At 65.8% G+C, this 19884-nt stretch carries 15 protein-coding genes; 2 read left to right on the top strand and 13 right to left on the bottom strand.

Features of this window, described 5'->3' with window-relative positions:
* Positions 1-60: 60 nt before the first annotated feature.
* From DNJ95_RS17260 to DNJ95_RS17290, 7 genes are all read right to left on the bottom strand, one after another.
* Positions 61-537 (bottom strand): MEKHLA domain-containing protein, encoded by a 477-nt coding sequence (locus DNJ95_RS17260; protein ID WP_131185970.1) that lies wholly within the window; start codon positions 535-537, stop codon positions 61-63.
* A 19-nt stretch (positions 538-556) separates the two neighbouring features.
* The gene (locus tag DNJ95_RS17265; protein ID WP_131185971.1) at positions 557-2293 is read right to left on the bottom strand and encodes a thiamine pyrophosphate-dependent enzyme; all 1737 of its coding nucleotides are present in this window, start codon (positions 2291-2293) and stop codon (positions 557-559) included.
* A 468-nt stretch (positions 2294-2761) separates the two neighbouring features.
* Entirely contained in the window at positions 2762-3283 is a 522-nt protein-coding gene (locus DNJ95_RS17270) for a tetratricopeptide repeat protein (RefSeq protein ID WP_131185972.1), read from the bottom strand.
* A 145-nt stretch (positions 3284-3428) separates the two neighbouring features.
* Entirely contained in the window at positions 3429-4712 is a 1284-nt protein-coding gene (hemL, locus tag DNJ95_RS17275) for a glutamate-1-semialdehyde 2,1-aminomutase (protein ID WP_131185973.1), read from the bottom strand.
* A 56-nt stretch (positions 4713-4768) separates the two neighbouring features.
* Entirely contained in the window at positions 4769-5398 is a 630-nt protein-coding gene (gene thiE / locus DNJ95_RS17280) for a thiamine phosphate synthase (protein WP_131185974.1), read from the bottom strand.
* Positions 5399-5426: 28 nt separating this feature from the next.
* The gene (locus tag DNJ95_RS17285) at positions 5427-6218 is read right to left on the bottom strand and encodes a bifunctional hydroxymethylpyrimidine kinase/phosphomethylpyrimidine kinase (RefSeq protein WP_131185975.1); all 792 of its coding nucleotides are present in this window, start codon (positions 6216-6218) and stop codon (positions 5427-5429) included.
* A gap of 281 nt (positions 6219-6499) precedes the next feature.
* Positions 6500-7486 carry a LysR family transcriptional regulator gene (locus DNJ95_RS17290; RefSeq protein ID WP_165491643.1) on the bottom strand — a complete coding sequence of 329 codons (987 nt, stop codon included), beginning with the start codon at positions 7484-7486 and terminating at the stop codon, positions 6500-6502.
* A 414-nt stretch (positions 7487-7900) separates the two neighbouring features.
* On the opposite strand from DNJ95_RS17290, the gene DNJ95_RS17295 reads away from it, so the two are divergent.
* Both DNJ95_RS17295 and DNJ95_RS17300 read left to right on the top strand, forming a co-directional pair.
* Entirely contained in the window at positions 7901-8179 is a 279-nt protein-coding gene (locus DNJ95_RS17295) for a metal-sensing transcriptional repressor (protein WP_131185977.1), read from the top strand.
* Positions 8180-8193: 14 nt separating this feature from the next.
* Positions 8194-9513, top strand: a complete 1320-nt coding sequence (locus tag DNJ95_RS17300) for an MFS transporter (protein WP_131185978.1) — start codon at positions 8194-8196, stop codon at positions 9511-9513.
* Positions 9514-9525: 12 nt separating this feature from the next.
* Here the strand turns inward: DNJ95_RS17300 and DNJ95_RS17305 are convergent, their stop codons facing one another.
* The 6 genes from DNJ95_RS17305 to DNJ95_RS17330 form a co-directional block, all read right to left on the bottom strand.
* Complete coding sequence (locus DNJ95_RS17305; RefSeq protein ID WP_131185979.1) at positions 9526-10068, bottom strand: hypothetical protein; 543 nt, start codon at positions 10066-10068, stop codon at positions 9526-9528.
* Entirely contained in the window at positions 10065-12260 is a 2196-nt protein-coding gene (locus DNJ95_RS17310) for a TonB-dependent receptor (RefSeq protein WP_165491642.1), read from the bottom strand. The genes DNJ95_RS17305 and DNJ95_RS17310 overlap by 4 nt, the downstream gene beginning before the upstream one ends.
* A 705-nt stretch (positions 12261-12965) precedes the next feature.
* Positions 12966-14768 carry an ABC transporter ATP-binding protein gene (locus DNJ95_RS17315; protein WP_131185981.1) on the bottom strand — a complete coding sequence of 601 codons (1803 nt, stop codon included), beginning with the start codon at positions 14766-14768 and terminating at the stop codon, positions 12966-12968.
* Positions 14765-16564, bottom strand: a complete 1800-nt coding sequence (locus DNJ95_RS17320; protein WP_131185982.1) for an ABC transporter ATP-binding protein — start codon at positions 16562-16564, stop codon at positions 14765-14767. Before DNJ95_RS17320 ends, DNJ95_RS17315 begins: the two co-directional genes overlap by 4 nt.
* Positions 16561-17826 carry an MFS transporter gene (locus tag DNJ95_RS17325; RefSeq protein WP_131185983.1) on the bottom strand — a complete coding sequence of 422 codons (1266 nt, stop codon included), beginning with the start codon at positions 17824-17826 and terminating at the stop codon, positions 16561-16563. The genes DNJ95_RS17320 and DNJ95_RS17325 overlap by 4 nt, the downstream gene beginning before the upstream one ends.
* The coding region (locus tag DNJ95_RS17330) for a TonB-dependent receptor (protein WP_131185984.1) at positions 17826-19884 on the bottom strand (2059 nt) is incomplete at its 5' end. The genes DNJ95_RS17330 and DNJ95_RS17325, both read right to left, overlap by 1 nt.

The following is a 19884-nucleotide window of genomic DNA, read 5'->3' on the forward strand; positions in this document are numbered from 1 at the left end:
ACATTCCCCGCACAAGGTCCGGTTCAGGCCAGCCGCTGCCGGGCTATCCGAAGGCCGCTATCAGGAAGGGGAGGCCCGGATCAGGGCCGCCTGGCCCAGGCGTTCGCCGTGTTCATCCTCCACTTCCCAGATCACGCCATCGTGGACCTGGAACAGCCGGCCCGACCTGGCTATGCGGATTCCCGCATAGCCGTAGGCAATACCCCGGGTCCGCACTTCATCGAGAATCCGCTGACGCTCGGGTTGCTGCTCATCCGCTGCGCTCAGCCGGGATGGCAGGCGCATGAACTCTTCACGGGAGTATTCGAAGATGCGCAGTGCACTGGCATTGGCATAGATGAAGCGAGGATCGTCCTGGCCGTTGTGGGCCAGCAGGCCGAACGGGGCCCGCTGGTGGATCCACGCATGGCTGGCCTCCACGCCTTCGCTCTGTGCTATCTCCGGGCACAGCTCCGCACCGAGTGTCCGGCCAGTGCGGCGCTGGTAGGCGGCATCGAGCAATTGCAGCAGGGTAGCTGTAGAACATTCATTGGCCATGGTTGCGCTCCAACCGGATTCAGAGGTTCCGGGCTCGTGGGTTGAGGCCGACGACCTGCTGCGCGTCCACCGGGATCCTGACCAGGATGGAGCGCCCGGGCTCCTGGCGGCTCTGTGCGAAGAGGTGGTCCAGGTTGTCCAGGTCCGGTGCCAGATCGAAGCTTTTCCAGCCGCAGGCGCGCGCCATGGCGCAGAAATCCATGGAGGGCAGGTGGGTATGGTAACGGGGCTCTTCCAGGTCGGGGATGATGACGGGCAAGCCCTGCTCGACGATGCCGTAGCAGCCATTGTCCAGCACGAACAGCAGTATGCCGAGGTTGCTGGCTTCGCTCAGGTTGCCTGCGAACAGGCGGAAACAGCCGTCACCGGTGAACGCGACCACCAGGCTTGCCGGTGCGGCGACCTTGGCGCCAATGGCCAGGCCCAGGGCGTTGCCCATCGCGGAACCGCGGTAGAGGGAAAAGAAGCGCGCCTTCGGGTTGGGCCGCTGGGTGACGTACTGGCGGTCCTTGTAGGACAGGCAGACATCGTCGAAACCCAGGGTACCTGCTGGCCAGCGCTGATCCAGGGCTTCGAACAACTGGACGATATCCACGTGCCCGGGCCTGGGCCTGTCGCGGTGGCCCTGGTTGAGGCTGGCGGGTGCCGGGGCCATGCGCTGGTTGCGTGGTGGCTGGTGTACGAAATGTTCGACCAGTGCCGCCAGAACTTCCTCCAGGGGGGCGACGAGTTGATGATAGGTCTCGCCGGCGCGGTGCTGGAAGCTTCCGTCGATCTGCCCATAGCCATCGGTAAGGGCTGTCAGGACGAACAGGTTGCCGGCGGCGTAGGGCGCCAGGTTGACCGTGTATTCGTCCGGGCAGGCACCAAGCACCAGCAGCACGTCCTGCTCGCCCAGGCTCTGCCAGTGCTGCGTGGCCGCGTCGTTGCCACCGAAGCCGATGTAGCCGTAGCCATAGGCGTTGTCGCGGGCGATGCCATTGCTGCCGTTGATGCTCCACACTGCCGCCGCGCCCAACTGTTCGCAGAGCTTGCTGGTCAGTTCGGGCGCGCCTGTGCAGCGGGCCAGCTCTTCACCGGCGAGCAGGGTGACGCGGCGCCCCTCGATATGCCGGGCGAATGCCTTGACGAATTCGCCTACGGGCGGCAGCGGGTGTTCGTGTTGCCGAGGTGCCGGTCGATGTGCCGCCGCCGGCTGGGATAGTGCGTCGTGCACCAGTACCAGTGCCACTGGCTTGTGTTGCGCCAGTTGTTCCCGTGCTTGTGCCAGTCGCTCTCCGAGGGTGGCAGGGTCGTCGAGTACGAAAACGCCTGAGGGCAGTTCCGCGCGCAGTTGCGCCACGATATTGCTGCCGTGCGCCGAGGTGTCCTGCAGCGGGCACAGGCCTTCGCAGGCGGGCGCCGAAATGGGTACCAGATAGACCGCCGGAATATCGTGGAGCTTGGCATCGCTCAGCCCGCAGGCCAGCAGTTTGGTCGCCGCCCCCGTGGTGGCGACGCAGGCGCCTATTTCACCGGTTGCCAGGTAGCTGCCGAGTGGAACGAAGCCCGCACTGTATTCGCCGAGGGAGAAGAAGCGTGGGCCGTGGTTGCCTTCACCGTGGGTGTGTGGCTGGCCGGCATGCGGGGCAAGGTATTTCAGGAAGTGGATGACACCTCCGCCAGTGACGCCGCTGCACAGGGAGATATTCGCCTGTTTCAGCATGTCGATAAGCAATGCGTAGCCGCTGCCGTTTTCCGGGATTGCATGGTTCATGGGTTGCTTCCTGCAGTTTTGATTGACGAATGAAGTCTTCGACGAGCCCTGCGTCATGCAAGGAGGCAGTATGGTTCTTATGGGGGATTATTGTTTTGATCTATGTGTGAGGCGCTTTTCGAAATACTTTAATACGTGTCGTCGTCTGTCAAGGCGGACTTCTGCATGAGTGCCGGGAGGCCTTGTAACAAGGGTTCTGGCGGTGCCAGGTATCGTGTGGAACGGGCGGGTTCCAAGATGTTTGCGTATGTTGGAGGGAAACTTGCGGTTTGGTAAGGAAATATTGCGGGAGTTATATGCAGGGTATTGAAAGTTGCTTGGTAATGGCGCTTGTGCAACTCAATATAACTATGTGGTTAGTTATAAATGATTATATCCGTGGTGTGCATGTCTGAATCTCGTGCCCTTGGCAGGCAATAGAGAACGGGGCCGAAGATGACTTCGCCCATGGGCGACCCATCGCGCCCGTCAGTCCGCGACTTGCAGGTCCAGCAGGTAGTTACGGAATACCTGGCCAAGTACCTGGGTGGCGATTTCCAGCTCGTCGCGGCGCATCTGGGTGGATACCCGGTCGGCGGTGTCCAGTGCGCTTTCGTCGCCGTTGACCGCGGCCATTTTCAGCACGATATAGGCTTGCACGTTGCTGGCCGGAACGCCTTCGCCACGGAAGAACATCACGCCCAGGCGGTGCTGTGCGAGTGCATGGCCATGCAGCGAGGCCTGTTCGAACCATTTCAGCGCCTTGGCCAGGTCGCGCGGGGCGCGGCGCCCGTCATGGTAGAACTCGCCCAGTTCGAAGGCGGCCTGCAGGTCGCCGCCGAGGGCCGCCTGTTCGCACAGGCGCAGGGCGTCGGGCAATGCCGGCGGCTCGAGATCCAGTACGCAACGGGCATTGGCGGGCACCAGCAGGGAGTTGCCGCCTGCCAGGGCCGGAAGGGAAGAAGCGAGCAGCAGGCAACCCAGTAACAGGGGGCGCACGGTGCGGTTCATGAATCAGGGTGCCTCTGCTGATCGGGGCGGTGGTGGAATGTATCCGTTGCTTTACATTATGGATAAGCCGCCGCCGGCTTACAAAGGCTTTGAGTGTCGCCGGAGAAAAAGCGGGCGAATGGCGATGCCATTGCCCGCCGTAGGGTCATTTCAGGCGCGCGAAGGCGCGTTCCGCGGCATCCAGGGTGATCTGCAGCTCCCGCTCGCCATGGGCGATGGAGGTGAAGCCGGCCTCGAAGGCGCTCGGCGCCAGGTAGACGCCACCTTCCAGCATCAGGTGGAAGAAGCGTTTGAAGCGTTCGGCATCGCTGCTCATCACGTCTTCGAAGGTGACGATAGTGTCGGCGCCGCTGAAGTAGAGGCCGAACATGCCGCCGACCTGGGTGGTCACGAACGCAATGCCGGCGGCATCGGCGCGTTCCTGCAGGCCTTGCAGCAGGCGGCTGGTGTAGTCGCTCAGCTCGTCATGGAAACCGGGGCGGCTGATCAGCTCCAGGGTGGTCAGGCCGGCGGCCATCGCCAGCGGATTACCCGAGAGGGTGCCGGCCTGGTAGACCGGCCCGAGGGGCGCGACGCATTCCATGATGGCGCGCTTGCCGCCGAAGCAGCCGACCGGCATGCCGCCGCCGATGATCTTGCCGAAGGTGGACAGGTCGGGAGTGATGCCGAAATATGCCTGGGCGCCGCCCAGGGCCACACGGAAGCCGGTCATCACTTCATCGAAGATCAGCACGATGCCGTATTCGTCGCACAGGCTGCGCAAGCCCTCGAGGAAGCCGGGCGCCGGCGGCACGCAGTTCATGTTGCCAGCCACCGGCTCGACGATGATGCACGCCACCTGCTTGCCGACTTCCGCCAGGCGCTCGCGCACGGCCGGCAGGTCGTTGTAGGGCAGGGTCAGGGTGTGCCGGGCGAAGTCGGCGGGAACGCCCGCCGAGCTGGGAACGCCCTGGGTCAGGGCGCCGGAGCCGGCCTTGACCAGCAGGCTGTCGGAGTGCCCGTGGTAGCAGCCTTCGAACTTGATGATGTCGTCGCGGCCGGTATAGCCACGCGCCAGGCGGATGGCGCTCATGGTTGCCTCGGTGCCGGAGCTGACCATGCGCACCATTTCCATGGACGGCACCAGGCGGCAGACGCGCTCGGCCATCTCGGTTTCCATGGCGGTCGGCGCGCCATAGGACAGGCCATGCTCGAGTTGGCGGCGCACGGCATCGAGTACCTGCGGATGGCTGTGGCCAAGGATCATCGGCCCCCAGGAGCCGACATAGTCGACATAGCGCTTGTCATCCTCGTCGGTGACGTAGGCGCCTTCGGCATGCTTGAAGAACAGCGGGGTGCCGCCGACGCTGCGGAAGGCGCGTACCGGTGAGTTGACGCCGCCGGGGATATGGGCCTGGGCACTGGCGAAAAGGTTTTCTGAGCGGGACATGGAAGACCTCGTGCAAAGACGGAAAGGGCCGGTAGCCGCTGGCTGCCGGACGGGTATCAGTGATGGGCGAACAGTTGGCCGAAGGCCTGGGCGCGTTGCTCCACTTCATCGGCATCCTCGGCCGAGAACAGTGCGTGGACCACCGCCACCAGGCTGGCGCCGCTGGCGATCAGCGCGGGGGCGCGTTCCTGGGTGATGCCGCCGATCGCCACCAGCGGCAGCTTGAGCCGGGCGCGGGCCTGTTCCAGTAGTTCGTGGGTCGCGGCGGGTGCGCCGGGCTTGGTGTGGGACTCGAAGAAGCGACCGAAGGCGGCATAGCTGGCGCCTTCGGCGCGGGCCTGTTCGGCCAGTGGCAGGCTGGCGTAGCAGGAGGCGCCGATGATCGCCTGCGGGCCTAGCAGGGCGCGCGCCGCCGACAGCGAGCCATCGGCCAGCCCGAGGTGCACGCCGACGCCCAGGCGGGCGGCCAGCTCGAGGTCGTCGTTGATCAGCAGGCTGGCGCCGTATTGCGTACAGAGTTCGAGCAGCGCCTGGGCTTCGCGCAGGCGCCGGGCGTCATCGTCGGACTTGTCGCGGTATTGCAGCAGGCGCACACCGCCGCGCAGGGCGGCTTCGACGTAGGGCAGCAGCCGCCCATCGGCAAGCAACTGGCTATCGGTGATGGCGTAAAGGCCGCGCAGCTTCAAATCGGTTCTCCTTCGGGTCGTTCTCTGTTCAGCCGTCGAGTGGCAGGCGGCGCGGGATGTATTGCCCTCGACCGGGCGCCTCGGCATCGCGCAGGGTGCGCCATGTGTAGTCTAGGGCGCTTTGCACCGCGCTTTCGAGCGCTTCGCCCAGGGCCAGGCGGCCGGCCAGGGCGCTGGCCAGGGTACAGCCGGAACCATGGTAGTTGCCGGGCAGGCGCGGGCAGATGAAGGTGCGCTGGCCGCCATCGCGGGAATACAGGCGGTTGTGAACTTCACTCTCGGCACCATGCCCGCCGGTGATCAGCAGGTGGCGGATATGCGGCAATAGCCGGGCGGCGCACTCGTCGGCGCTGCCTTCGGGGAGTTCGGCGAGGATGCGCGCTTCGGGCAGGTTCGGCGTGGCGATGCCAGCGATCGGGAACAGGCGCTCGCGCAGGGCGTAGCCGACCTCGTCCTTGCCCAGCGCACCGCCGCCGCCCGCGCGCAGCACCGGGTCGCAGACCAGCGGCACGCCGGGCAGGCGGCTCATGATGTCGAGCACGGTCTCGACCATTTCCAGCGAGCCGAGCATGCCCAGCTTGACGGCCGCGATCGGCAGGTCGTTGCTCACGGCGGCTGCCTGGGCGAGCACCCAGTCGCGGTCGAGGACGCGGAAGTCCTGCACGTCGATGGTGTCCTGCACGGTCAGCGCGGTGATGCAGGGCGCGGCATGGCAACCCTGGGCGAGCAGGGCTTCGATATCCGCCTGCAGCCCGGCGCCGCCACTCGGGTCATGGCCGGACAGGCAAAGTACTACGGGGCGTTGGTTATGTCTGTTCATGGCGCGCGAGCTTAGCATTATTGCGCGCGTGAGGCTGTGGCTTCGTCCCGGCGACAGGACGATCGCGCTATGCCGTTTTCACCGGCAAGGGGTTTCGATAAAGGCGCTGGAGCCTGGAAAGCTGGACGAAAACACCGGTTGCCACGCGCTTTCGTCCAGCCTCGAGCCTTCCTGCGCTGTTTCCGGCTGTCTGCCATGCATAGCGCAATCGCCCTGCCCGGCGGACCGGGCGGTTACCTGAAAGCCGGCCCGGTCGGGCGTGGAGCCATGCGCCGCTGTGCTCACTCTGCCTGGAAGTGTTGCGGTAGCCAGGGCTCCACCTGCTGCAGTTTCGACAGCATGCCGTCGAAGATGCGCTCGCAGATATCGGCGATACGTTCCGGCATACCGTTGAACTCGCCGTTGCGGTAGGCGATGTAGAGGCTGCGCGACAATGGCGCGCAGGTGATCGGCAGGACCTTGACCCGGGACAGCGCGGCAGGTGCCTGCAACAGGCACAGGGGGGTGACGATGGCCCAGCCGATACCCTCGCCGACCATCGCCACCACCGAGTCGGAGGTGTCGAATTCCAGGTGCCGTGGCGGGTCGATGCGCAAGCGCCCCAGGTGCTTGCGGATCTGCATGCCGATCAGCGAGCGGTGGCTGTAGCGGACCAGTGGCAGGGTGCTTGCCAGGTGCGCCAGGCTGGGGCTTCCTTCCCGTTGCGAGAAGGAGTCCGGCACGATGATGACGAACGACTCCTTGAGAATACGGCGGCTGTGGATGTTGTCGACATCGTGGATCGGGTCGGGGGAGATGATCAGGTCCAGGTCCCGGCGGACCAGTTCGTTGCGCAGGTCCGGGGCGATGCCCGACCACACCAGCAACTGCTCGACGTCCTGCTGCAGCGCCTTGATCAGTTGCGGTCCGGCGGTCGAGGTGAAGGAGTCGACCAGGCCTATGCGCAGGCGCTGCAGTTTGGCCTCGGAAACCTGGTGGAGTTCGCGGTACAACTGCTCGGCGTCCCGCAGCAGGCGTTGCGCACGGGCGAACAGCACTTCGCCGGCCGGGGTCAGGCGCATGGGGCGCAGCTCGCGATCGAGCAAGGGCGCGCCGACATCCGTCTCCAGGTGCTTGAGGATCTGCGACACGGCCGGTTGCGTCATCGAGAACTTGAGCGCGGCGGCGGTCATGCTGCCGGTCTCGGCGACTACGGAGAAGACATCGATCGCGCGCAGCTCAAGGTGATCGCTGCCTTTGCTGCGCGATTTTCTCGCTGGATTTGTCAATTGCATCTCCTGAATCCACAGAGGGCGCAGCGGATACCGGCGAACCCAGTTACCAATCCCTTATATGAAAACCTGAATTCAAATTGCATAGAAATACTAAAATATAATAAGCACCGAATGAGCGGGTATGAGTCGACCCCACAGGGCATTCGCGCTATGCGCGGCAAACAGCCGAAAACAGCGCTGGCTGGAAGGCTGGACGAAAGAGCGAGGCCAACCGCTGTTTTTCGTCCGGCTTTCCAGCGCTTTTATCGAAGGCCCTTTCCGGTGAGGAACGGTATGGCGCGATCGCCCTGGTCGCCCCCACGGCATGCCTTTCCAGGGGGAATCGAGCATGGTATGTTGGTATCTCGATTTATCCCCCTGGGGGGGATGTTAGGGGCCCGTCCTGCCAGCCTTTACGCGAGCCATGCCATGTCCGATACCCCGCGGCACTCGACCCACACGGCCATCGTCAAGCGCCTCAAGCGCGCCGATGGCCACCTGCGCAGCGTCATCGAGATGATCGAGGGCGGGCGCCCCTGCCTGGAACTGGCGCAGCAACTGCACGCCGTGGAGAAGGCCATCGCCCAGGCCAAGAAGACCCTGATCCAGGATCACCTGGACCATTGCCTGGAGCAGGCGGTGGATGGCCTGGACGAGCGGCAGCAACGGGCCGTCGACGATTTCAAGGCCATTACCAAGTACCTCTGATCGGGGCTTTCGCCATGTTCGATATTCTGGGCAACCGTACTTATCGCCAACTGTTCCTGGCGCAGCTTTTTTCCCTGCTCGGCAGCGGCCTGGCCACCGTGGCCCTGGGGTTGCTGGCCTACCAGTTGGCGGGGGATGAGGCCGGGCTGGTGCTCGGCACGGCGCTGGCGATCAAGATGCTCGCCTATGTGCTGATTGCGCCGCTGGCCACCGCCCTGGCCGAGCGTGCGCCGCGTGGGCGGGTTCTGGTGATGCTCGACCTGTTGCGGGTGGGCGTTGCCCTGATGCTGCCGCTGGTGACCCAGGTGTGGCAGGTGTATCTGCTGATCTTCCTCCTGCAGGCGGCTTCGGCGGCGTTCACCCCGCTGTTCCAGGCCACTATCCCCGAGGTGTTGCCGGACGAGCAGGCCTATACCCGCGCGCTGTCGTTGTCACGCCTGGCCTATGACCTGGAGAGCGTCGCCAGCCCGCTGCTGGCCGCCGCGCTGCTGAGTTTAGTGGCTTTCCACGATCTCTTCGCCGGCACCGCGCTGGGCTTCCTGGCCTCCGCCGCGCTGGTGCTCTCGAGCCGCCTGCCGGTCGCTTGCGCGCGGGCCGAGGGCGGCCTTTATTCGCGCACCACTCGCGGCCTGCGCATTTACCTCGCCACGCCACGCTTGCGCGGCCTGCTGGCGCTGAACCTGGCGATCGCCGCCGCCGGCTCGATGGTGATCGTCAATACCGTGGTGTTGGTACAGGCGCGCCTGGGCTTGTCCGAGCGGGCCAGCGCCCTGGCCCTGGCGCTGTTCGGCGCCGGTTCGATGATCGCCGCGCTGTCGCTGCCGCGCTTGCTGGAGCGCCTGCCCGAGCGGGGCGTGATGCTGGCGGGGGCGGCGCTGCTGGCGATCTGCCTGCTGGCCGGGCTGGTGCTGCCGCTGTCCTATGGGCTGCTGCTGGCGTGGTGGCTGCTGATCGGCGCCGGCTATTGCGCCGTGCAGACGCCGACTGGCCGTGTCCTGCGGCGTTCGGCGCAGGCCGCCGACCTGCCGCTGCTGTTCGCCGCGCAGTTCGCGTTGTCCCATGCCTGCTGGCTGGTCACCTATCCGCTGGCCGGCTGGCTGGGCGCGCGCTTCGGGCTTGCCGCGGCCTTCGGCGCGCTGGGCGTGATCGCCACGCTGGCGCTGCTGGCCGCCGCCCGGCTATGGCCGGCGCGCGACCCGCGGGTGCTGGAGCACGTGCATGTCGGCCTGGACGACCACCCTCACGTCGCCGGGGCCATCCGCTGTGAGCAGGGGCTCCGCCATAGCCATGACTATGTGATCGACTCGCGGCACCCGGCCTGGCCTCGCTGGTAGCGTCAAAATCTCCTAGCCGCTGGATACGGACGCGGGCGTGATGCGCAAACGGCAGCAACCCGGGCTGTCCAGCCTCGGCAGGGTTGTGCTGGCGCTCAGGCCGAGTCCTTCCAGAGCGCCATGGGTAACGCCGTCAAGGATCAGCACCAGGGCCTCGAAGTCCCGCTGGTCGAGTCCATGGGCAAGGGCCGCGTCCTTCAGCGGGCAGGCCAGGGTGAGCAGCTCGCAACTGCCGTCGGCCTGGCACTCGTACTCGATGGGGAACATACGCCCACGATCCGGTCCGATGCGCTGGAAGATACGAATGGCCTGCTCGGGCGTCAGCGGTGAGCCGCCGCTGGCGGCGATGAAGCTGGCCGCGTTCCCCTGGCCTACCTGGTAGGCACCCTGGCGCAGCAGTTCGATACTGGTCTCGCGGCCCAGCACGGGCGTCAATTGGCGCAGGAAGGCATGGGTCAGCAATGCGCGCTGGTGAGAGGCTTCGTGCAACTGCCTGCGCAGCTCTTCGATGTAGTCGGTGGTGTCGGAGGACTGTTCCGGGGATTCCGTATTCATAGTTTTACACTCAGTTCCAGGCCATAGCTGCGTGGGTCGCCGACGATGCCGTAATAACCGCCGCCGATTCCTTCGAAGATCCCGGCGGACAGGTAGTAGTTTTTGTCGAACAGGTTCTTGCCCCAGAGGTGGATGCCCCAGTCGCCGCTCTCCACGCCCAGCCGTGCGTTGGCCAGGCCGTAGGTCTGGGTCAGGCCCGAGTTGCCGGTCTGGATGCGGTCGCCGACCACCTGGTCGGAGCGGAAGATGATGCCGCTCTTGAGCGAGTAGTCGCTGCGTGCGTGCAGGTTCCAGCCGCCGCCGAGCGGGTAGCGGTAGTCGGCATACAGATTCAGTGAGTGGCGTGGCGAGTTGGGCCTGCGGCGCTCACGACTGGCCGAGTTCGCTGCTAGGGGCATGTCATAGTGCGAATCCAGGAAGCCATAGCTGCCGCCGATGCCGAACCGCTCGCTCAGGCGTGAGGAAACCTCCAGTTCGATGCCCTGGTTGATGACGCTGGCGGCGTTCTGCACAAGAAAGCCGGCGCTGCCGGTGAAGCTGCTGATCTGCACGTCCTTCCAGTCCATGTGGAATACAGCGAGGTTGGCGGTCAGGCGTCCGCCCAGCCAACTGCTCTTGGCGCCGGCCTCGTAGTTCCATACTTCTTCGCTGTCGAACGGCCGTACTGAAAAGGTGAACACCGGAGCGTAGCCGCCGGACTTGTAGCCTTTGCTGGCGCTGAGATAGGTCAGGATGTGTGCGACCGGGCGGTACGACAGGGTGGCCAGCGGCGTGAAGATGTTTTCCCGTGCGCTGCTTTTCTGTTCGTTAGGCGTGATGCCTCTGGGTGCGAAGGCGAAGTAGGGGCATGCGAAACCGTCACAGTCGGACAGCAGGCTGATCTCACGGTTTTCCCGTGTGTAGCGAGCGCCGAGGGTGAGCGACCAGGCGTCGTTGAAGTCATAGCTGGCCTGACCGAAGGCGGCCAGGGAGTCGGACTCGATGCGTGAGGTTTCGCGAAAGTCATCGAGGAAGATCGGCGTGCTGGCGCTGCCGGCGTTGAACAGGCCGGGGCGCCCCGGCGCGGCCGAGCCGGTATCCATGCCCAGTTTGCGTTCGTCCTTGAAGCCGAACAGGCCCAGGGTCCACTGCAACGCACCATTGTTAACGGACGTCAGGCGCAATTCCTGACTGTAGGCTCGGGTGTCGTAGTCGAGGCCGAAGCGGTTGAGCAGGGGATAGGCGGAGCCGTCGCGGTTTTCCGTGATGTCATCCTTGAAACGGCGGTAGCTGGTGATCGAGGTCAGTTCCAGATAGTCGCCGGTATAGACCGCATGCAGCGAGGCACCATGGGCCGCCTGATCGTTGGTGCTTTCTATGTCGCTGGAGACCACACGGTTGTGGGCCTTTTCGTCGAAATCATATCCATGGCCGGCAAAAAAGGGATTCGACGCCCAGGGCGCCGGGCAGTTGCCGGATGGCTCCTGCGAACCGGTCGGGCGTGCCCGGCAATATTCCGCCGTTGAACCGCTGAAGGCTTCAGCATTGCCGGCGCTGGGGCGTGAGCGTGAGGTATCGAGTTTCAGGTCAACGCTCAGACGGTCGCTGGGCAGCGCACGCAATGACAGCAGGGCACCAGTGTAATCATCGTGCTCGACCTTGCGACCGAGCACGTTGTTGTAGAGGAAGGGATCGTTCTTGCGCCGTGCCGCGGTAAGTTTTACCAGCAGTTTGTCTTCGATCAACGGGCCTCCCACGCTCGCGCTGGCCTCCAGATGGCTGCGGTTTCCATAGGCCACCCGTGCGTTGGCGACGGGCTGGTCGCCAGGGTTGCGAGTGATGATATTGATCGCGCCACTCAGGGTGTTCTTGCCGTACAGGGTGCCTTGCGGGCCGCGCAAGACCTCGACGCTGTCTATGTCCAGCAGGCTCATATCCAGTTGCAGTGCGGAAGATATGTAAACCCCATCGACGTAGAAGCCGACGCTGGGTTCTATGGTTGGATCGTTGCCTGCTGCGTAGACGCCGCGGATCACTGGCACCGGCGGCAGACCGCTGGCACGTCGTCCGAAAAACAGGTTGGGGATGGTATCGAACAGCTCACGGCTGTCATTGACACCGCGCTCATTGAGTTCCTTACCGGAGTAGGCGGTGATCGCCAGTGGCACGTCCTGCAGCAGTTCCTCGCGCTTGCGTGAAGTGACGGTGACCACCTCCAGGGCTGCCGCATAGGGGGCGTCGACTGCCTCGGGGGGAGGATCGGCATATGCTTCTGCCTGCGTAATGGCCGGCAGTAGCAGGAATGCTGCCAGGGCTCCTGGGCAAGATCGCAGGATTCCGGCCTTTGAGGTTTGGCGGCGGGGCGATGGGTGTCGGCCATGGATGTTGGGAGCGGGCATGTCATATTCCTTCGATATGGCTAGGGAGCGCCGCAGCGGCGTTGCCCGGATAGTGGCAATCCGGGCGAATGCAATGAACGAAATGAAGGGTTTCTTATGCCTTGGATGAGCTTGTGCTTATTCATAGCCTTTGTTTTTGGAATATGCGTGGCTAGTCAAGATATAAGCCCCGGGCCTTTCAGCAGGTTGGCGGCTTACGGGAGGAGCCGTCTGTGCCAGGTGGCGGGACGGGGCCTTCGCCGCCAGGGATGGCAGCGAAGCGCTACAGGGAGGTATTCACGCGCCACCTGGCATTCGCAGATGGGCGGTGATCCCACGGCCACAGGCGTGCAGCGCCCGGGGATAGAGGTTGGGCGCTATCGACCGATAGTGCAGGCATGAAAGCGCGAAATGGAATGACAACAGGCTTACTTGTTCTCGTGCACCAGGCATGCCGGACAGTGGTGCGCCTGCGCGTGAACGACGAAGGATGTTTTTCGATTGCAGTGCCAGCCCCGTCCCTGGGTGGCTTCGCCCAGATCAGTGTCCTTCGCCGAGGTGCCAGGACTTGGCCTGCTGCTGTGCCTGCCACATCGCCTGGTAGCGGCCGCCGGCGGCGAGCAGCTCGGCGTGCCGGCCCTGTTCCGCCAGGCGGCCGTCCTCGATCACCAGGATGCGATCCGCCGCCGCGATGGTCGACAGCCGGTGGGCGATGACGATCACCGTGCGGCCGCGCACCAGCGCTTCGATGGCGCGTTGCACGGCGACTTCGCTTTCGGTGTCGAGGGCGGCGCTGGGTTCGTCGAGGATGACGATCGGCGCGCCCTTGAGGATGGCGCGGGCGATGCTGATGCGCTGGCGCTCGCCCCCCGACAGGCGCCCGCCGATATCGCCGACGCGGGTCTGGTAGCCGTCGGCCAGGCGCAGGATGAAGTCATGGCAGTGCGCCGCGCGCGCGGCGGCCTCGACCTCTTCGTCGCTGGCGTCGGGGCGCGCCATGCGGATATTGGCGAGGATGCTGTCGTCGAACAGGTAGACATCCTGGAACACCACCGAGATCAGTCGGTTCAACTGCTCGGGCTGGATATGGCGGATGTCCACGCCACCGATGCGGACAGTCCCCGACTGCGGGTCGGCATGGCGCATCAGCAGGCGCGTGAGGGTGGTCTTGCCGGAGCCGGAGGGGCCGACCAGGGCGCTCAGGCTGTTGCCGGGAAGTTCCACGTCCAGCTCGTGCAGCGCCGGCCTGTCGGCCTGCCGGTACTGGAAGGAAACCCCTTCGAAACGCACCTCGAAGCCTGTCGGCGATTGCGCCGGCTGGCGCTGCGGCAGGGGTTCGATCGCCAGCAGGGCGTCGATGCGCTGCAGGGCGGCCTCGACGATGCTGATTACCTTCGAGTAGTTCATGAAGGTTGCCAGCGGTTCGGCGAAGCGCACCACGATCACCAGCACGGCCGCCAGGCTGGCCAGGCTCAGGCTGCCGTCCAGACTCCAGAAGATGCCCAGGCCGACCAGCAGCAGTACGCTCAGTTCGATGATCGACGAGGACAGCATCGAGGAGCGGATCTCGCTCTTCACGTCTTCGATCTGTACCTGGCGCAGGTGCTCGAAGCTGTCCTGCAGGCGGCTGGCCTTTTCCCCTTCACGGCCGGCGGCGCGCAACACTTGCAGCCCCTGGGTATATTCGACCAGTTCAGCGTTGATCAACTGGTTGGCTTGCGCCACCTTCCGCGTGCCGGCGCCATAGATGGGTTTCTGCCTGAGGTAGAGGGGGATCACCGCGAGGGAGATCAGCAGCAGGCTGAGGCCGATGCGCCAGTCCACCAGCAGCGCGGCGATGGCCACCACCAGGGGCGTGAGGAGTGCGCTGAGCAGCGGGTCGGCGATGGTCACGACATAGTTGAAGTTCTCGTCGACGTTGCCCAGCAGCGCCGAATTGACGTCGCCGGAGCGCCGGTCCTGCAGTTCCTCCAGGGGAATGCGGCGCAACTGCTCGCCCAGCCGGGTGCGCAACTGGTGGGTCGCGGCGGCCATGTCGCCGTCGAAGTCGAAGCCCTGGGCATACCAGCGCAGCGCCGCCGCGGCGGCCGCGAGCAGGCTCAGGGCGCCCAGCCAGAACAGTGTCGCGGCGCCGTCCCGCGCTTGCAGCAGGGCATCGAACAGCGGGAACAGGCAGGCCAGTGCCAGGCCCTGGAGGATGGCGGCGAACAGCAGGCCGAGCAGGCTGCGGCGCAGGCGTGGGGCATACTGGCCGGTGCTGCGCAGCAGCCCGTGGAGGATCCTGTGCCAACTGCCGAGGAAGGGGCGAGGTGTGGCTTTCACGCTGCTGGAGGTGTCGTTCATGTCCGCTCCTGATCATTCGAGGCGTCGTTGCGGTCCAGGCCCAATGCCCAGTCCTGTGCCTGTTGGTAGTTGCGCCAAAGGCGTGCATAGACGCCGTCGTGCTGTAGCAGCGTTGCGTGCCGACCGCTTTCGGCGATGCGGCCGCGTTCGAGCACGACGATCTGGTCGGCATCGCGGATGGTGGACAGCCGGTGGGCGACGATCACCACCGTCTTGCCCTGCGTCAGCGCGGACAGGGCGGCGATCAGCGCGGCTTCGTTCTCCGGGTCGGCGAAGGCGGTCGCCTCGTCCAGTACCACGATCGGCCGGTTGTCGAGGATGCAGCGGGCGATGGTGATGCGCTGGCGCTGGCCGCCGGAGAGGAACGCGCCACGCTCGCCGGCCGGGGTGTCGTAGCCGTTCGCCAGGGCGCTGATGAACTCGTGCGCCTGTGCCGCCCTGGCGGCGGCGATGACCTGGGCATCGCTGGCCTGGGGTACGCCCAGGCGGATGTTGTCGGCGATGCTGCCGGAGAACAGGAAGGTGTCCTGGAAGACGAAGGCGACTTGCCGCATCAGGGTCTGCGGGGTCATCTCGCGCACATCCACGCCGCCGATCAGGATGCGTCCGGCGCTGACATCCCAGAAGCGCGGAATGAGCCGGGCGATGGTGGTCTTGCCGGCGCCGGAGGGGCCAACCAGGGCAGTGACGCTGCCCGCCGGCACGCTGAAGCTGACGCCTTCGAGCGCGTCGCCGTCCCGCTCGCCGTAGCGGAAGCCGACGTTTTCGAAGCGTATGCCGGCGTCTGCCGGTTGCCGCTCGCTGCCGCTGGCCGGCAGCGCCAGCGGCGGGGCGGCCAGCACTTCATGGATGCGCGCCACGCTGATGCGGGTCTTGTCGATCAGGTGCTTGAGTCCCATCAGCGGCTGGAAGGCCTCGGCCATGCCGGTGCCGATCAAGAGGATCGCCAGCCACACCGGGAATTCCAGCGATTCCTGCCAGATCAGCCAACTGCCCAGCCAGAGCAGCACCACCAGGGTCGGCAGCGGGTTGACGATGGCCATCGAGAAGCGGGCGCTGAAGGCGCTGCTGCGATACCAGCCCTGGAGCATTCGCAGGTAGTCATCGAGGGCCTGCTGGTAACGGCCGAAGGTGCTGTTGCCGCTGTCGAAGGTACGCACCACCGGCATCGCCTGGACGAACTCGATCACCGCGCTGCTGACCCGTTCCCGCGCCTGGTTGTACTGGCGTACCAGTTCGTCGCGGTTGCGCATGGCCAGCGCCAGCACCGCCGCGCCGAACGCCAGCACGCCGGCCGCCGCCAGCGCCATGCGCCAGTCCAGCCACAGCAGGGCGCCGAAGGTGACCAGCGGCGCGGTATAGGCGCGGGCATAGAACGCCTGGGAGTCGGCGACGAACACGTGCAGCGCCTTGACGTCGTCCTGCATGACCTTGGCCAGCGACGAGCTGCCGGTCGCCTGCACATAGCCCATGGACACCCGGGCCAGGTGCCGGCTGAGCTGCGTGCGCAGCAGGGTTTCCAGGCGAAAGGCGGCATAGTGGGATTGCTTGAAGGCGTTCAGCCGCAACACGTAGGAGGCGATGATCAGCAGCGCCGCCGCCAGCAGCGGCTGCCATGGCCATTGCCCGGGGTGCAGGCTCAGGGCATGCACGGACCAGGCGATGGCGGCCAGGCTGAGCAGCGCCGCCAGGGTGCCGAGGGAGGCCAGGGCGAGGGAGAGTACGATCTGCCCGCGTACCGGGTGGATGATCGACCAGGGACTGGTGCGCAGGCGAGGTTCGGTGGATTCGGTCATGGGCTTGTCTCGCGGGATTCGGGAGTGGTCGGGTTGGTTCGGCTGCCGACATCGATGCTCTTGGGATGCGCCGCTGGACGTTGCGTCCAGGCCAGGAGGATGCCCGGCAGGGTCGCCAGCAGGGCCAGCAGCAGCACCCCGGCATAGCCGATCTGGGCGGCCAGCAGGGTGCCGAGTGTCGCCATGGCGTGGCTGAGGAAGGTGTAGGCGCTGAATTGCAGGGTGTAGTCGGTCCCCGGGTGCTCCATGCTGGCGTGGTCCATCATCAGGGTGCTCAGCACCACCATGGTCGGGTTGTAGCAGAGGAAGAACAGGCCGATCGCGCCGGCGATGGCCAGTTCGCTGGCGCTGCCCAGCACCGGCACGGCCAGCGCCGCCACCGCCGGCACCTGCAGCAGGGCGGCGGCGAGCATCGCCTGGCGCCGCCCGAGGCGGCGCATCAGCCAGCCGCTGAGCAGCGCGGAGAGGATGCCGAGCAGCGGGCCGAGGATGTTGCTCAGCAGCCCGATGCGCGCCAGCGACCAGCCGGCGTCGATCAGGCTGGGGGTGATCAGCGCATAGCCGAGCGCCAGGCCGATTGGGTAGAGCATCAGCGTCAGCAGCCAGCGCAGGCCACCCGGCTGGCGCCAGAAACTGACGACGCGCAGCAGCAGGCGCAGGCTGGAGTGCGGGCGCTGCGGCCAGCGCGGCTCGCGAAACAGCAGGGTCTGCAGCAGCGTCGCCAGGGCCACCGCCAGCAGCGCCAGCATGCTGCCGCGCCAGCCGAGCAACGGGTAGGCGGCCAGCACCAGGCCGCCGCCGATCAGGTAGCCGAGCAGGCCGCCGGCCATCTGCAGGCCGTTGGCGAGGCCGCGCTCGGCGCTGGGCACCAGGCGGCAGACCAGGGCATCGGCGGCGATATCGTGGGTGGAGCTGAGCAGCGCCACTAGCAGGCAGAGGGTATAGAGCAGCGGGAACTGCGTGCGCGTATCCAGCCCGGCCAGCACCAGCAGGGTTGCCAGCAGGGCGGCCTGGGTCAGCAGCAGCCAGCCCCGGTAGTGGCCTGCGCGCCGCGAGCCGAAGCGGTCCAGCAGCGGCGCCCAGAGGAACTTCAGCGCGCTGATCATGCCGAGCAGGTAGATCAGGCTGATGCGCTCCAGCGAGTCGCCCTGGTCGCGCAGGATGGCCACCAGGCCGACGATGAAGAAGCCCAGGCCCAGGGTCTGCAGGGTGTACAGGCTGAGCAGCAGCGCCCAGGTCGAGCGCGGTGTGGGCGACGTCATCAGAAGTGCCACTGGATGCCGGCGCCGGCGCTGCGGCCACGGCTGGGCGCACCGATCGACAGGCTGGGACCATAATAGTAGGTGTAGAGCTCGTAGTGGTCATTGAGCAGGTTGTCGCCCCAGAGGTAGATCTCGGCGCCGCCGATACCCAGGCCGACCCTCAGGTCCAGCTTGCCGTAGCTGCCCAGGTCGAGATGGTTTTGCTGGTCGTTGGGGCGCTTGCCGACGCTGCGGTAGTTGACATAGGTGTTCAGGCTCCAGTCGCCGAGGCTGGCCAGCGGCTGGCGATGGCTGAGGGACAGGTTGCCGCTCCAGCGCGGGATGTCCGCCAGGCGGTTGCCGGCGTCCACGTCGCCGCCGTTAACGCCGTAGACATCCTTGGTGATGATGGCGTCGATATAACTCACCGACAGCGCCACCTCGAGGTTGCCCAGCGGTTGCCAGCGCCCCTCCAGTTCCGCGCCACGGCTGCGCACGTCGGCGTTGGTGGTCTGGCTGGTGCGGGTCAGCACGTCGTAGGCCAGCAGATGCTCGTCGTCCACTTTAGTGTGGAACAGGGCGCCATTGATCAGCAGGTTGGCCTGCTCCAGTTCGCTCTTGAAGCCGACTTCGGCGCTGCGGGTGATGGCGGCATGGTAGGGCGCGCTGGCATCGCGCGAGTCGGCGTCATCGCTGAAGCCGGCGGACTTGTAGCCGCGGGCCAAGGCCGTATAGAGGTTGGTGGCGGGCGTCAGGGCATAGGAGAGGGCGATCCGGCCGGTGCTGTAGTCGTCGCTCAGGCGCCTGCGGTCGAGGGCCTGCCCGGTGCCGTAGTCGCCTTTATAGGTCTTGCGATCCCAGGTATGGCGAAGGCCGCCGGTGATCTTCAGGCGTTCGCCGAGGGGGTAGGTGATTTCACCGTACAGGGCGTGGCTGTCGGTCTCGAAGTCATGGCTCAGGCGTGGCGCAAGGGGTTGCCCGGTGAAGCCCTCGCGCCTGTCGGCACCTCGCTCGGACTGGTAATAGTTGACCCCGGCCACCCAGAACAGGTCGGCGTCCGGCAGCGACTGCCAGCGCAAGTCCTGGCTCCAGACCCGCTCGTCGTCCCATTCGTGCTGCAGCAGGGTGCCGTCGATACCGTAGGCGGCCCGCAGCACGTCCCGGTTGTTGACGTTGATCAGTTCGTTGTCGGTACGCACCAGGGACGTCACCGAGATCAGCCGGCTGCCGGCGAGGTCATGGCTGATTTCCGCGGAATAGCGTTCGATGACCCGTTTGTTGTCGTCGGTGAAGCCGGGCTCCACATCGATTCTGTCGCTCGGCCTGGCGCCGTCGAAGCCCACGCCCATGAGTGACGAGAGACCTTTGGCATGCTGGTATTCGGCGGTGAATAGCGCGGCAGTCGCCGGGCTCAGGTCCCACAGCAGGCTGGAGCGGAAGGCGAGGTCCTTCAGCTTCGAGTAGGGTTTTCCGCTCTCCGCGATCTTGATCCAGTGGTCGGCGCCGCTATTGCGGATGGCGATGCGCCCGCTGAGCTGTTCCGACAGCTCGCCGCCGAGGGCCGCTTCCTGCAGGTGCTGGCCCTGCCCGCCGACCTCGCCGCGCAGGTAGCCTTCGGTATGCCGGGTCGGCTTGCGGGTGACGACATTGAGCGCGCCAGCGGAACTGTTGCGTCCGAACAGGGTGCCCTGGGGGCCTTTCAGCACTTCCAGCCGCTCGACATCCAGGGTGGCCAGCGAGGCATGCGCGGATGAGAGCGAAACCCCGTCGATATTCAGGCCTACCGAGCTGTCGTCATTGCCGACCTGGAACAGCGGGCCGATGCCGCGGATGCGGATATTGCTGTTGACGGTGCTGCCGAAGGAGCTCAAGTCGACGCTCGGGGTATTCTTCAGGGCGCTTTCCAGGCTTTGCAGACGGCCGCTTTCCAGCGTCTCGCCGTCGATCACGCTGATACCGAAGGGCACCTCCTTGGCCTGCTCGGCGCCGTGGCGGGCGGTGACCGTGACGGTTTCCAGGCGACTCACTGACTCGGGGGTGGTTTCCGCTGCCGGCGTCGCTGGCCGCGCGGGGCGGGAC

Source organism: Stutzerimonas kirkiae (genome assembly GCF_004327335.1).
Lineage (GTDB): Bacteria > Pseudomonadota > Gammaproteobacteria > Pseudomonadales > Pseudomonadaceae > Stutzerimonas > Stutzerimonas kirkiae.

What these genes read in the sequence shown, in the direction of transcription:
- DNJ95_RS17260 (WP_131185970.1), bottom strand. Translation starts at nt 537, where the DNA reads ATGGCCAATGAATGTTCTACAGCTACCCTGCTGCAATTGCTCGATGCC.
- DNJ95_RS17265 (WP_131185971.1), bottom strand. Translation starts at nt 2,293, where the DNA reads ATGAACCATGCAATCCCGGAAAACGGCAGCGGCTACGCATTGCTTATC.
- DNJ95_RS17270 (WP_131185972.1), bottom strand. Translation starts at nt 3,283, where the DNA reads ATGAACCGCACCGTGCGCCCCCTGTTACTGGGTTGCCTGCTGCTCGCT.
- hemL (WP_131185973.1), bottom strand. Translation starts at nt 4,712, where the DNA reads ATGTCCCGCTCAGAAAACCTTTTCGCCAGTGCCCAGGCCCATATCCCC.
- DNJ95_RS17285 (WP_131185975.1), bottom strand. Translation starts at nt 6,218, where the DNA reads ATGAACAGACATAACCAACGCCCCGTAGTACTTTGCCTGTCCGGCCAT.
- DNJ95_RS17295 (WP_131185977.1), top strand. Translation starts at nt 7,901, where the DNA reads ATGTCCGATACCCCGCGGCACTCGACCCACACGGCCATCGTCAAGCGC.
- DNJ95_RS17300 (WP_131185978.1), top strand. Translation starts at nt 8,194, where the DNA reads ATGTTCGATATTCTGGGCAACCGTACTTATCGCCAACTGTTCCTGGCG.
- DNJ95_RS17305 (WP_131185979.1), bottom strand. Translation starts at nt 10,068, where the DNA reads ATGAATACGGAATCCCCGGAACAGTCCTCCGACACCACCGACTACATC.
- DNJ95_RS17315 (WP_131185981.1), bottom strand. Translation starts at nt 14,768, where the DNA reads ATGAACGACACCTCCAGCAGCGTGAAAGCCACACCTCGCCCCTTCCTC.
- DNJ95_RS17320 (WP_131185982.1), bottom strand. Translation starts at nt 16,564, where the DNA reads ATGACCGAATCCACCGAACCTCGCCTGCGCACCAGTCCCTGGTCGATC.
- DNJ95_RS17325 (WP_131185983.1), bottom strand. Translation starts at nt 17,826, where the DNA reads ATGACGTCGCCCACACCGCGCTCGACCTGGGCGCTGCTGCTCAGCCTG.